Source organism: Synechococcus sp. CS-205 (assembly GCF_025128255.1).
In the GTDB taxonomy this organism is placed as follows: domain Bacteria; phylum Cyanobacteriota; class Cyanobacteriia; order PCC-6307; family Cyanobiaceae; genus Regnicoccus_A.
Map to the genome: position 1 here is coordinate 39,209 of NZ_JAHLZB010000027.1, position 12,641 is coordinate 51,849.

General features: G+C 66.1%; 15 protein-coding genes. 13 read left to right on the forward strand and 2 right to left on the reverse strand.

Features of this window, described 5'->3' with window-relative positions; genetic code table 11:
* Position 1 precedes the first annotated feature (1 nt).
* The 13 genes from KQ297_RS07270 to KQ297_RS07330 all read left to right on the forward strand — a co-directional run bounded on the left by KQ297_RS07270 (position 2) and on the right by KQ297_RS07330 (position 11,514).
* Positions 2–1,036, forward strand: a complete 1,035-nt coding sequence (locus tag KQ297_RS07270) for a Nit6803 family nitrilase (RefSeq protein WP_259738831.1) — start codon at positions 2–4, stop codon at positions 1,034–1,036.
* Complete coding sequence (locus KQ297_RS07275) at positions 1,029–2,192, forward strand: MSMEG_0568 family radical SAM protein (protein WP_259738832.1); 1,164 nt, start codon at positions 1,029–1,031, stop codon at positions 2,190–2,192. Before KQ297_RS07270 ends, KQ297_RS07275 begins: the two co-directional genes overlap by 8 nt.
* Before the next feature lie 7 nt (positions 2,193–2,199).
* Positions 2,200–2,829 (forward strand): MSMEG_0567/Sll0786 family nitrogen starvation N-acetyltransferase, encoded by a 630-nt coding sequence (locus KQ297_RS07280; RefSeq protein WP_259738833.1) that lies wholly within the window; start codon positions 2,200–2,202, stop codon positions 2,827–2,829.
* Positions 2,826–3,866, forward strand: a complete 1,041-nt coding sequence (locus KQ297_RS07285; protein ID WP_259738834.1) for a sll0787 family AIR synthase-like protein — start codon at positions 2,826–2,828, stop codon at positions 3,864–3,866. The genes KQ297_RS07280 and KQ297_RS07285 overlap by 4 nt, the downstream gene beginning before the upstream one ends.
* Positions 3,867–4,083: 217 nt before the next feature.
* Positions 4,084–4,266 carry a hypothetical protein gene (locus tag KQ297_RS07290; RefSeq protein WP_259738835.1) on the forward strand — a complete coding sequence of 61 codons (183 nt, stop codon included), beginning with the start codon at positions 4,084–4,086 and terminating at the stop codon, positions 4,264–4,266.
* Positions 4,263–5,096 (forward strand): hypothetical protein, encoded by an 834-nt coding sequence (locus KQ297_RS07295; protein WP_259738836.1) that lies wholly within the window; start codon positions 4,263–4,265, stop codon positions 5,094–5,096. Before KQ297_RS07290 ends, KQ297_RS07295 begins: the two co-directional genes overlap by 4 nt.
* A 198-nt stretch (positions 5,097–5,294) precedes the next feature.
* Entirely contained in the window at positions 5,295–8,291 is a 2,997-nt protein-coding gene (locus KQ297_RS07300; protein WP_259738837.1) for a hypothetical protein, read from the forward strand.
* Between the two features lie 144 nt (positions 8,292–8,435).
* Complete coding sequence (locus KQ297_RS07305; RefSeq protein WP_259738838.1) at positions 8,436–8,939, forward strand: hypothetical protein; 504 nt, start codon at positions 8,436–8,438, stop codon at positions 8,937–8,939.
* Entirely contained in the window at positions 8,936–9,262 is a 327-nt protein-coding gene (locus tag KQ297_RS07310) for a hypothetical protein (RefSeq protein ID WP_259738839.1), read from the forward strand. The genes KQ297_RS07305 and KQ297_RS07310 overlap by 4 nt, the downstream gene beginning before the upstream one ends.
* Positions 9,259–9,732 carry a hypothetical protein gene (locus tag KQ297_RS07315; protein WP_259738840.1) on the forward strand — a complete coding sequence of 158 codons (474 nt, stop codon included), beginning with the start codon at positions 9,259–9,261 and terminating at the stop codon, positions 9,730–9,732. Before KQ297_RS07310 ends, KQ297_RS07315 begins: the two co-directional genes overlap by 4 nt.
* On the forward strand, positions 9,729–10,034 hold the full coding sequence (locus KQ297_RS07320) for a DUF4326 domain-containing protein (protein ID WP_259738841.1): 306 nt from the start codon (positions 9,729–9,731) through the stop codon (positions 10,032–10,034). The genes KQ297_RS07315 and KQ297_RS07320 overlap by 4 nt, the downstream gene beginning before the upstream one ends.
* A complete protein-coding gene (locus KQ297_RS07325; RefSeq protein ID WP_259738842.1) occupies positions 10,031–10,456 on the forward strand; it encodes a hypothetical protein in 426 nt (141 codons plus the stop codon). The genes KQ297_RS07320 and KQ297_RS07325 overlap by 4 nt, the downstream gene beginning before the upstream one ends.
* 80 nt (positions 10,457–10,536) lie before the next feature.
* Positions 10,537–11,514: a sulfotransferase gene (locus KQ297_RS07330; protein WP_259738843.1), complete on the forward strand. Its 978-nt coding sequence runs from the start codon at positions 10,537–10,539 to the stop codon at positions 11,512–11,514.
* Positions 11,515–11,724: 210 nt separating this feature from the next.
* Here KQ297_RS07330 and KQ297_RS07335 read toward each other — a convergent pair whose 3' ends face one another.
* Together KQ297_RS07335 and KQ297_RS07340 are read right to left on the reverse strand one after the other, a co-directional pair.
* Positions 11,725–12,123: a HEPN domain-containing protein gene (locus tag KQ297_RS07335; protein ID WP_259738844.1), complete on the reverse strand. Its 399-nt coding sequence runs from the start codon at positions 12,121–12,123 to the stop codon at positions 11,725–11,727.
* A complete protein-coding gene (locus tag KQ297_RS07340) occupies positions 12,083–12,490 on the reverse strand; it encodes a nucleotidyltransferase family protein (RefSeq protein WP_259738845.1) in 408 nt (135 codons plus the stop codon). The genes KQ297_RS07335 and KQ297_RS07340 overlap by 41 nt, the downstream gene beginning before the upstream one ends.
* Between the last annotated feature and the right edge of the window lie 151 nt (positions 12,491–12,641).

The window sequence follows — 12,641 nt, forward strand, 5'->3', positions numbered from 1 at the left end:
CATGGACGGCCCGATCGTCGTGGCCGCCGCCCAGATCCGTCCGGTGCTCTACAGCCTGGACGGGTCCGTGGAGCGGGTGCTGGCGGCGATGGCCGAGGCCGCCGCCCAGGGGGTGCAGCTGATCGTTTTTCCGGAAACCTTCCTTCCTTACTACCCCTATTTCTCCTTCGTGGAGCCTCCGGCCCTGATGGGCCGCTCTCACCTGAAGCTCTATGAGCAGGCGGTGACGGTGCCGGGCCCGGCCCTCACCCGCATCGCGGCGGCCGCCCGCGAACTCAGCCTGCACGTGCTGCTGGGCATCAACGAACGCGAGGGCGGCAGCCTCTACAACGCCCAGGTGCTGATCGACGCCAGCGGCGCGCTGGTGCTGAAGCGCCGCAAAATCACCCCCACCTTCCACGAGCGCATGGTGTGGGGCCAGGGCGACGGCTCCGGCCTCACGGTGGTGCCCACGGCCCTGGGGCGCATCGGTGCCCTGGCCTGCTGGGAGCACTACAACCCCCTGGCCCGCTTCAGCCTGATGACCCAGGGCGAGGAGATCCACTGCGCCCAGTTCCCCGGCTCACTGGTGGGGCCGATCTTCAGTGAGCAGACGGCCGTCACCCTGCGGCACCACGCCCTGGAGGCGGGCTGCTTCGTGGTGAGCGCCACGGCCTGGCTCGACCCCGCTGATGTGGAGCGGATCAGCAGCGATCCTGCCCTGCAGAAGGCCTGCCAGGGGGGCTGCCACACCGCCGTGATCAGCCCGGAAGGCCGCTACCTGGCCGGACCGCTGCCGGAGGGTGAAGGCCTGGCGATCGCCGAACTCGACCTGGCCCTGATCACCAAACGCAAGCGAATGATGGACAGCGTGGGTCACTACAGCCGTCCCGACCTGCTCGGGCTGCGCCTCGATCGCAGCCCGGCCCGCCAGGTGGAGGACAGCGGCGCCATCGCCGCCAGCCCTGCGCTGCCGCAGGCGCTGACCGCAGCGCCCCCTGACCACCTGCCGTTGACGCCCAGCAGCCCTGCCCCGGAGCCCGTCCCCCATGGCTGAATCCAACGATCCCGCCGCCCTCGGCCGTCTGGTCACCGACCTGCAGGTGCAGGGGGTGGTCGAGCCAGCTTTGGAGGGCAACACCGGCCGCCGCGGCGGCGCCGGTCCCTCCGACCATCGCGCCCTCACCTTCGGTGACACCACGGTGATGGTTCCCGTGTACAGCCACGCTGCCCAGCGTTCCCCCTACCGGCTCAGCGCGCCGGCGGACACCCCCGCTGCCAGCGCCCGCACGCTGGCCTCCGGCAGCAACCTCCAGTTAGCGACGGTGGAAACCCCGGCGCAGCCGCGTTTCTACGGCCTCCACACCGCCGATGGCACCCCCTACCGCGCCATCGCTCTGCTGCATGGCCGCGACGTGCTGGCCACCACCCTGCTGCAGACCTGCATCCGCTTCCGCGACCGCAGCCAGTCGTGCCAGTTCTGTGCCATCGAGCAATCCCTCGAGGACGGCCGCACCGTGGTGCGCAAGACCCCCGCCCAGGTGGCGGAGGTGGCCGAGGCGGCGGTGCGGCTCGATGGCGTGCGCCAGCTGGTGATGACCACCGGCACCCCCAACAGCGACGACCGGGGCGCCCGTCTGCTGGCGGAGACCGCCGCCGCGGTGAAGGCCCGGGTGAACCTGCCGATCCAGGCGCAATGCGAGCCGCCGGAAGATCCGATCTGGTTCCAGCATCTGAAAGACGCCGGCGTCGACAGCCTGGGCATGCACCTGGAGGTGGTGCAGCCCGAGGTGCGCCGGCGCATCCTTCCGGGCAAGGCGGAGCTCAGCCTGGAGCGTTATTTCCAGGCGTTCGAGCAGGCGGTGGCGGTGTTCGGTCGCGGCGAGGTGTCCACCTACCTGCTGGCGGGTCTGGGAGACAGCGCCGCGGCGATCGTCGCCTGCTGCGAACGGTTGATCGCGGCAGGCGTGTATCCGTTTGTGGTGCCGTTCGTGCCGATCAGCGGCACGCCGCTGGAGCACCATCCGGCTCCCGAGACCAGCTTCATGGTGGAGATCTACACGGCGGTGAGCCAGCTGCTGGCCGCCTCGGATCTCAGCGCGGCGGCGATGTCGGCGGGCTGCGCCAAGTGCGGCGCCTGCTCCGCCCTGTCGCTGTTCGAGCAGGCGGCCACGGAATCAGTTGCCGCGCCAGTCCCCGGGCCGACCCCCTGATCCTGTGATGTTCTTCATCGATCCCTCCAGCCACGACATCGGCCGCAGCCCCACGTCGGCGCCGGCTGCCTTCACCCCCTCGGTGCGCTGGGGCCTCGGCATCGATGCCGAGGATTTCCGCCTCTCCCCCTCAGCCTGCTCCGAGCGCTTCTCCTTCCATCTGCTGCGCCCGGGCACCCCACTGCTGGCCCAGTACTGGGAGTTGCGCAGCCGCATCTTCTGTCAGGAGCAGCACCTGTTCGAAAGCTCCGACCGCGACGAGCACGACGCCAGCGCCACTGCAATTGCGGCGATCGCCCACGGCGCCAACCGCGCCGGCAGCAGTCCGGTGGTGGGGGTGGTGCGGATCCTCGAGCAGAAGCCGCGCCTCTGGTATGGCGGCCGCCTCGGGGTGGATGCCGCCTTCCGCCGCCACAACCAGATCGGCAAGGGGTTGATCTGGAAGGCGGTCACCACCGCCAACGGCTGGGGCTGCGACCGCTTCCTGGCCACCGTGCAGCTGCAGAACGTGCGCTTCTTCCAGCGCCTGCACTGGAGCTCGGTGGACACCCTGGAGATCAAGGGGCTGCCCCACCACCTGATGGAGGCCGACCTCAGCTACTACGCCCCGTCGCGGGAACGCCGCCCGGTGGCATGAGCGCCATCAACGGAGCGCCTGCCAACGGTTCCATCGAGCTGGCGCCATTGGTGGCACTGTTGCGGCAACTGGGCGGGATTCGGGGCAAGAACGCCATCCAGCGGCCCGCCGCCCACTTCCCCCACCAGCCCTTCGCTGAGCTCGGACCCGCCGCCGCCCTCGGCGATGACGCCGCCCTCTTGCCCGCCAGCAGCGGCCAGCTGCTGCTGGCCAGCGAGGGCATGGATCCGGACCTGATCGAGCGTGATCCCTGGTTTGCGGGATGGTGCGGCGTGCTGGTCAATCTCAGTGACATCGCAGCGATGGGCGGCCGGCCCCTGGCGCTGGTGAACAGCCTCTGGTGCCGCGAGGCTGATCGGGCCGAACCGGTGCTGGCGGGCCTGCAGGCGGCAGCGGCGCGCTTCGGGGTGCCGGTGGTGGGGGGGCACACCAACCTCAGCAGCCCCTACGACGCACTGGCGGTGGCGGTGCTGGGCACGGCCGCCGGGCCGGTGCTCTCGGCCCGCTTCGCCCGGCCCGGTGATGCCTGCGTCCTCCTGGTGAACACCTCCGGTCGCATGCGCCACCCCGACCCCTTCTGGGATGCGGCCACCGAAGCGGATCCCGCCCTGCTGCGCCGTCAGCTGGCGTTGCTGCCTCAGCTGGCCGAAAGTGGCGCCGCCCGTGCCGCCAAGGACATCAGCATGGGCGGCCTGGTGGGCACCGCCGTGATGTTCAGCGAGAGCTCAGGCTGCGGCCTGCTGCTGGATCTTGATGCGATCACCCCGCCGGGCGGCGTGACGCTGGAGGCCTGGCTGAGCTGCTTCCCCAGCTTCGGATTTCTGCTGGCGGTGGCGCCGGGGCACGGTGAGGCGCTGGCCCGGGCCGTTGCCGCGAGCGAGACCGGCCCCGCGACGACCCTGCTCTGCCAGCCGATCGGACGGTTCACAGCCGAGCCTGGCGTGCGCCTGCAGGCCGGTGGCATCGCGGAGATCCTCTGGCATGGCAGCGAGGCGCTCACTGGTTTCACTGCCCTGGCGCCGCCCCTGGGAGGCTGACCTCAAGCCACTGCGGCAGTCCTGGTCTTCGCCAGCGATCGGCAGGATCTTCAGGTCGTTCAGGTCTTCGTGGCGGCATGGCTGATCACCCGCTGCGGGAAGGGAGTTGCATCTATGCAGCCAAAAAGCTCTGATCTCAGGCTGTTGCAGCTGGCCCAGATCAGTTGCACCCCTGAAACGGTCAGTAGTTTGACCAGGCAGTACGCACACCACTCCCATGCCGGCTGTTGCCAATGCCTGGGCCCAGCCCAGGAAGCACTCCGAACTGGTCACCTTCCGCTGCAGCCCTGAGCTGCGCGCACGCATCGCCGCAGTCGCTTCTGGCGGCCAGGTACGCCCGACCACCTGGATTCGCGATCAACTCCAGCGGGCCCTTGATGATCTGGAGCCGGCCGCATGACTACCCGCCACCGGCACTATCTCCAGTCCCATCTCTGCGGCCACTGCCGCGCCGCCCACGGCTGGTGCCCTACCTGCTCCGAGCCGTGGGATCTCGATCTGAGCGACCGCATGGGCGGCCCATGGCCCGATCGCTGGACCCAGCCCTGCACCCGCTGCCAGGCAAAGCTCTACATCGAAGTAGTTGGCCCCGCGCCGCTTCCCCCTGGCGCTGATCGCCCCGTGCAGTGGTCGCCCCTGAGCGATCGCCTGCCCGCCCTGGAGCGGGCCCTGGCAAAGGTCGCACCGCGTGATGTCCTGCCCCGCCGCAACACCTGGGAGCGGCTGATCTGGGGGTTGGAGCTTCCATCCGCCCAGATGCTGCTGCGCGAGCACGCCCGCCTGGTCAGCGCCAATTCCGATCGGCTGCTGATTGCCGTTGATCCGCGCTGGCTCCCCATGGTGCGTGCTCGCCAGCATCTGCTGGAGCGGTCGCTCGGTGACGGCCGGCGGGTGGTTCTGGTTTCTTCGATGGGCGTCAGTGCCCCCGTCGCGCCGCCGCCGCCGCCGCGGCCGAAGAAGCGGCAATCCCACCGGATGCAGCCCCACCACCTGGAGCGGCTCCGCTCCCAGGTCGCGGCCCAGGCCGTGAGCCCCTACGCGCCATGCCCTGCTGGCGTCGAGCGCCGCACGTTGCGCGAATGGGTCGCGGCTGGTGAGCCGATCACGGCTGTCCCGGCTGCAGTGGCCGCGGCCTACGTGCGCCGCTTCGGCCGCCCACCGCGCAAGCAGGGCCAGATGGCCACGTACTCCCGGCGAGAGCTACAGATCGCAGCAGCAGAAGTCCACTGATTGAAAGACCCCCTGGGGTGGTGCCCAGGAGGTCAGTCAATCGATTCACCCACTCAGTCCACTCGGCCCTAGCAAGCCATGAACTTCAACAACGATACTTTCGAATCGCCGTCATGGGTAGACCCAGGGAACACCCATAGGTATGCCAGTACTGTAACACCTAAGCCCCCCAGGATTGACCGCGAGCAGGCCCACCGGATGCTCGCCCTGCTCGGCAAGGACCCTTCCACCACCCGCCTGCGGGCCTTCGCCCACAAGAACAACCCCGACAAGGCGCGACTCAGTGCCCGGTCTGGCGGGTGGGATCTGGACCGCGCCGAGCAGTGGCAAGCCGAAGGCCGCGGCCTGTACCTGGTCATCAATGACGGCGGCGACCGCAAGGCCGACATCACCACCTGCGGGGCGTTGTTCGTCGAGTGGGACGACAAGCCGATCGAGTGGCAGTGCACGGCATGGCAGGAGCTGGGGCTCCCTGAGCCCACCTTCCAGGTGGAGACCGGCGGGAAGTCCGTTCACACCTACTGGACCCTGGCCGAGCCGTTGCCGAAGGCGCAGTGGGAGCCGCTCCAGGCCCGCCTGATCGAGCATTGCGGCAGCGACCCCGCCTGCAAGGACGCATCCCGCGTGATGCGCTTGGCGGGTGCTCTTTACATCGGCGCGGATGGGCTGCCCCTGGCCCAATCGAAGCTGATCGAGTGCTCTGGCCAGCCCGTCGCGCTGGAGTCCATCCTGGCCGCGCTGCCGGCCGAAGCCCCGGCGGAGCCGCCACCCGCGCCCAGGCCCACCAGGTCCACCAGCCCCAGGGGTCATGCCCCCCGCGATCTGGAGCAGATCCAGGCGGCACTCAACATGGTGCCCCGGCGATCGGCTGCCACCTACGAGAAGTTCCGCAATCTGCTCTGCGGCCTGATCGCTGCGGTCGAAGAAGCCGGCGGCACCGAAGCGCAGGCCATCGCCTTGATGGAAGCTCACTCCCCTTCAGCGGAATGCTCGTGGGGTATCGCGCAGGTGGCCCGGTCCACCACCACCCGCTCGGCCGCGACGTTCTGGGCGATCTGCCAAGAGCACGGCTTCAACCTGAAGCGCAGCGCCCCGCAGCAGGCCCCTGGCGGCCACAGGAAGGCGGCTCAGGCACGCGTCACCTACGAGAAGGACGAAGGCCCGATCGATCTGTACGCCGCTCAGGTCCTGCAGGAAGAATCCGCCCACACCATTGCGTGCCATCAGGACGCTTTCTTCGTTTACGCCCCCGACGCGGGCTACTGGTCACGGGTAGCCATCGATGTGATGAAACGGCGGGCGCTCGATGTCCTGAAGCGTATTTACGTGATGGTCGAGATCCCCGCGGGCAAAGGCACCATCGAAGTCGAATCTTTCCGATTCGGTTCTGCACGCCAGATCAACGACACCATCAACGCATTGCGAACTGTCGCGGGACCCGGGCCGCTGGAGCGCACCAGCCCGCCACGCGTCGTTGTCTTCGCCAACGGTGCCTACAACCTGCGCACATCCACCCTGGAGCCCCACAGCCCAGACCATGCCGCCACCTATGCCGTGGCAGGTCCATTCGTTCCTGGTGCCGCATGCCCACCTGAAGTGCTGCGGATCATCGCCACATGCTTCCCGGACGAAGCAGAGCCGATCCTGCGTGCCTTGTTCCGCTGGATTGTTGACCCGACCATCCGCTACGGAGAAGCCTTCCATTTGCTCGGCGGCACTGGCACTGGCAAGGGGTTGATCCTGACCCTGGCGCAACACCTGCTGCCTTCCACCCTTGTATCAACGCTCAGCCACCCGGCAGACCTGAAAGGCCCAGAACAGCTCTACCAATTCGCGCTTGGGCGGCGCCTGCTGCTGTTCCCCGATTGTCCGGCCAAGATGCCGCGCTACGCCGAGCATCTCGGTGCGTGGTACGAGCTGGTCGAAAACAAACCGCAATCGCTCAGGCGGCTGCATGGCAGCGACACCGACGCCTGCCGCCTGCACTGTCGCTCGATTATCGCCAGCGTGACCCCGCTGAAACTCAGCGATTCCCGCGACGGCGCCCAACGGCGACTGCTCACCGTCGAAAGCCTGCCGCGTCGCGGCGAACCCGACCCGAGCCTGCACGACGACATCAGCTGCGATACCAACCGCCAGCGGCAGATGCTTGGCGAGCTGGCGTCATGGGCGCTGCTGATGCCGATCAGCGACGTAAGTGATGTGCTCTCCAAGAACGATCCCGGCGGGTTGCTGCGGGCATCAGCCGCAGCCGTCGCCGTTGAAGCCGACACCGTGGGCCAGTGGATCGACGCGTGCCTGGTGCCGCACCCTGACGGGCCGGTCGCGGAAGTTAGCGACGCCGACTGGCAGCAGATGTTCGAGTCCTACCTGGGCTGGTGCAAGGCCGTGAACGTCTCCTACGGGATGCAGTTCAGCAACTTCCAGGGCCAGGTACGCCGCACCTTGGGCGCGGCCAGATGTCTGCCACGGCGGAAAGAGTCACGAGCATCCGCACAGGCGACTGGGCGGGTGCGGATGAACCTGCCGCGACTCGATGCGGGTTTCGCACTGCGCAGCGGACTTCTGGGGTCCGTCTTCGAAGGCGATCGAAGCTCTTTCGAGCGCGGGCGGATGGGCTCTGGCGGGTTGGCCGCGATAGCCGCGCTGACGCCTTTGGAGCCCATGGACTGCCCTGAGACCACCCCTGAGACCACCCCTGATAGCCCTGAGACCACCCCCCCCGATAGCCCTGAGACCACCCCCTGTAACCCATCCGTTGTTCCACGCACGGGTGGAGATACCGCCGTCAGTGTCGCCTGGTCTCAGGGCTCTGCAGCCCTGGTCTCAGGGCTCGGCTCAGGGCGGTCTCAGGGCGGTCTCAGGGCAGTCCCGATCGCTGACTCTGCTTCCAGTGCAGGCGGAGTCAGCGAATCTGAAGGGGTGGTCTCAGGGCTAGGTGCTCTGTTAAGTCACAACGAACAGAAAAAGGGGTCTACGGAGCCTGCCGCTCCCCCCCCGCGGAATAACCCCGCACCTAGCCCTGAGACCACCCCCCCGCTGGCCTGGCACCCGCTTGTCCTGGCCATGCGCCTGGAGCACCCGGACTGGATCCCGGCGCAGATCGCCAACCACCTGGGCGCCGACTTCCGCCACGTCAACGGCCGAATGGTGAAGGCGTTTCTCGAAGGGACAGAGCCGGATCCCTGGGCGTAATCCGCCCGACCCGCGATGCCCGGCCTGCTGCCGGGCCCCGATCTGGCCGCCTTTCACACCTGCATCCCATGACCTTCGCCACTCCCGCCCGCGGGCCGCCATCCCCGCGCACTGCACCCGCTCAATTCACCTTCCTGAAATGCCATGACCACGATTCCCCCTTCCGAGTGCCCCGCCTGCGGCTGCCGCGACATCACGCTCGATCCGGCCGCGCCGCCGCTGCCCCCACTCCCCCCGCTGTCCCCGTCAGGCGAAGTCCCAGGCCTTCCTGCGATCGATGGGCCGACGGGCTTCCTGTGCTCCGACTGCGGGCGCCCGGTGCCCTGGGCCGACTTCCCCGACGACAAAGACCCTGACGCGATGGATCTCCTCGACATCGACCCCATCGTCGAGCACCTGGACAAGTTCTTCACCACGGCCCTCGACCCGCTTTATGTCCTGACAGACCCGGGCATCGTCACCGATGACTTCCTGTCCAACTGGATCGACGTAGCCGAGCTACTCGGCTGCTACGACGGCGCCCCGGATAAGGCAGACGGTATTGGCGCCGTTGCGGCCCATTTCGCCCTGCTGGGCACCGTCCTGCTGATCAACACCGAGCAGGAACGCCGCGCTTCGTCTGCCACCACTCCCCCCGCAGATTCATGACCACGATTCCCACCCAAGACCCTGACCCGATAGACGCCGCGATCGACCTGCTCGAAACCTTCATCGATGAGGTGGTCGAGCACGACGGCGGCATGACCAACTTCGACGTGCTGCCGGCCGCAACGCTCGATGAGTTCGTCAGCCAAGCGGTCGAACTCAACACCGGCACCGAGATCCCCGACCGCGCCGAAAAGGCCCACGTCTATGGCCGCGAGTACCGGCTGGCATCGCTCGCCCTTCGCCTTGTCACCGAATGGGCCGCCGATGAACGGGACCGCCGCCAGGCCCTGGTGGAGCAACTCAACCAACGGATTGCATCATGAACAGCCACTACGCGCAGCGCCCCGCTCGACGCAGTCCCAGCGCACGGCCTGCCTTCCGCAGTCGGCACCTGGGCCGCTCGATCACATCCGCAGACCTGCACCACCTGGATGACGCCGACCTGGCCGCATTCCGCCAGGAAGTCGAGAGTGCTCTTGCCGCCGTGAAGCGCGACATCGTCCGCGCCAAAGCTGGCCCGCGCATTCCGAACCATCAGTTCGCGGAACTCGAAGCGCAGCGCATCGAACTGGGCTCCCTGCACCAGTCGATCCTGCGCTTCCTGAAGGACACCCAGAAGGCCACGCACAAGGCCGCCCAGGTCGATGGCGGCGGCGGCACCGATGTGGCGGCCTACTTCCAGCGGGTGGCCCGCCAGGAGCTGGACGCCGTCACCTACCAGCGGATCGTGCTTCAGGCGGAGATGCGCCGCGCTGCTGATCAACAGCGCGCCCGTGCGGAGGTGGCGGCATGACCATCCCCACCCGCGTGCAGCGCAGCCGCCGCCACAAGCTCCCGCCCGGTGCGGTCTATGTCGGCCGCCCCACCCGCTGGGGCAATCCGTTCACTGTTGCCGATCACGGCCAGGCCGAAGCCGTCGCGCTGTTCCGCTCCCACCTGCTCGGGAATGCCGAGCTACTGGCCGCGGCCTGCACTGCGCTTCGCGGCAAGACGTTGGCCTGCTGGTGCCGACCTGATCAGCCCTGCCACGCCGATGTCCTGCTCGAAGCCGTCAACCCCACAACCCACCGACCCATGACCGCATCGAAACCATGACCAACACGATTCCGCGGCGATCCTTCGACGCACCCGACCACACCGTCTGCCTGGCTGAAGATCGAGCCTTGAAGCTCAAACCCAACACCGTCTGGCGATTCAAGAAGCGCCACGGCATCGCCCTGGATCAGCCGCTCAGCCCCAGCGCCAAGGTGCTGCTGCTGGAGGAGATCGACACCGACCGCCGCGTCCATAAGGGCAGCAAAAGCGTGTTCGATCGTGCGCTTCGGGCCACCGCAGCCACCACCCCCGAATGGGCAGCATTGATCGCTGCCGCAATCCCCACCCAGTCGCAGGTTCCACAGAGCTGCTGGGTGCTGGATCGCGGCACGGTCACTGACTTATGTTCAATGGCCAACCACAGAGTGAGGTGCTGCTCACCAATGACGATTCGCCGCAGCTCGAGAGAGTGGCGAAACTGATCAAAGTCTGCGCCGGATGCAGCTGGAGTAAACATTGTCATCATCGTTCTGATTCATTATGAAACCCTTCTGAAACAGTTTTGAAACAACCAATCTTCCTGCTCAACCCTCCACGTTCCTTCTCTTCAGTCGTCTCAACAATACTTGGTCAGCATCCAGAGCTCTATTGTTTTCCTGAGCTGCAGCTGATGTGGCGTGATGATGTTGATCAGGTTCTCTCCAGTAAGAATAATGTTTCTCAGGCACGCTTTGCTCCGAGTGGCCTGCTGAGAGCCATCGCTCAAGCTCACGAACGTGAGCAGCACAGTGCGTCCATTGCTCGCGCCTGGATGTGGCTGATGAACAACCAGTCAATGACGACAGAGCAGTTATTCAGTTATTTATGCGCTGCCTACTCCTCCAGGATGTGTATAGAGAAATCGCCTGAGAATACGCGACGAGTTGATCGAATGGTGAAAATGCTGCGGCATTTCCCAGATGCGAAGTTTATTCACCTCACCAGAAGCGTGGTTGGATCTTCTAAATCACTCAAGGAATTCCTGGAGCATAAAAGTTCTAAAGATCGCAAGGCGCTGGAAAATCCACTGGTCAAAGACAACTACGCTCTATTCTGGTATCAGATTCACATGAATATATTGAAATTTCGGTCAATTGTCAGTCCGGCCAACTTTCTTTCCGTGAAGGGAGAAGCGATTTTATCGGATCCTCATCACGTATTGCCGCAGATCTGCGAATGGCTTGGCGTTTCCACCTCCAAGCACAGTATAGATGAGATGATGCATCCAGAGCGCTCCCCCTATTCATTTTTTGGCCCCCGGCTGGCGCCCTGCGGCAACGATCCAAAATTCATCACGAATCCTGAGTTCAGGATCATGAAAAAGAAGGCTTACTCAACGGCAAGTGTGCGTTCCTATATGGATTCCGACGGTCGTTCAAGCTTCACGCGCCACTTCATGGCCAACTCCAAGGACGAGGCGACAACAAGCCGGCTGAAAAGCTGGAATGAGGACATCCTTGAGCGATTAATGGATATGGAAGCCCAGTTGGGCTATGGATAAGCAGGCGACGATTGTTTTCTGGCTGCAGGCCAGGGCTCTCGGCCGGGAAGGTCGTCTCCCGGCTCTGGCGATCCGCCGTTGTCAGGTTGGATGGAGAAGACGGAGGCTGGCTCCACTGTGGTGGCGCTGGGCCTGGCGCACGGACGCCGATTCGTGAGCTTTGATCAGTGCATCAGCCTGGATCTTGACCTCCCAGGGCCAGCACAGAGCTCACTCGGCGGCCTTGATTGCGGCCTGGCAGGTGTGCATCAGCGCTTCGATCTCACGCAGAAGTTGCGCCCGCGGCGCCGGCAGTGGAAAGGGCCCTTCTTCGTAACGGGCTTCCACCGCGAAGGTCTGCAGGTCCAGCAGTGCCGGATCCAGTGAAAGGCCAGCCATCGCGGCGAGTTCCGTCAGGTCAGGCCGCCGCGGCGGACGGGCATCAGCCAGCACGATCCAGGCCTTGAGGATCTTCTCCACCGCCTGCTGAGCGGTGAAGCCCCAGTCTTCTTCCGGGAAAGTAGACTCCAGGCAGAGTTCCAGCGCCTTGAGATGGCGCTGCACGATCGCCAGCAGCAGCGCGGCGTCTTCAGCCGGAGGTATACAGCACCTTCCCCTCGCGGGCCACATCGCCCATCACATGCCAGCGCGATCCCGCCAGATGAGCGGCATCCGCCGCGCCCACCACCAGCAGATCCACGTCCTGGCCCAGCAGTCCGAGCGCGTCCCGGCATCGCCGCCAGTAGTCCCGCTTCTGCTCCGGGGTGAGGCTGTCGGCCGCGTAGATCACCGCCAGATCCAGATCCGAATCCGCTCGCGCCTCACCACGCCCGCGCGATCTAAAGGCCACCAGCGCCTTGATTCCCGGCTGACGGCAGAGCCGCTCCAAGCCGGCCTGCAACCGGGCCGGCTCCAATCCGGGGCCCAGCTCCACCGGGCCCGCCAGGGGCAGTGCATCCTGCCAGGGCAACGGTGCCGTCGCGCTCACTGCGGCCATGGTTCAGCGTTAGGGAGGCTCTGGAAAACCCGAGCCATCCGCGCGAAAATACTCCTGTAACCGCAGGCACGGTCTGGGTTCATGGGCAGCAAGCAGCTCGGATTTGGTGATTACGAGCAGACCACGGCCAAGAAGCGCACCAGGCGCGAGC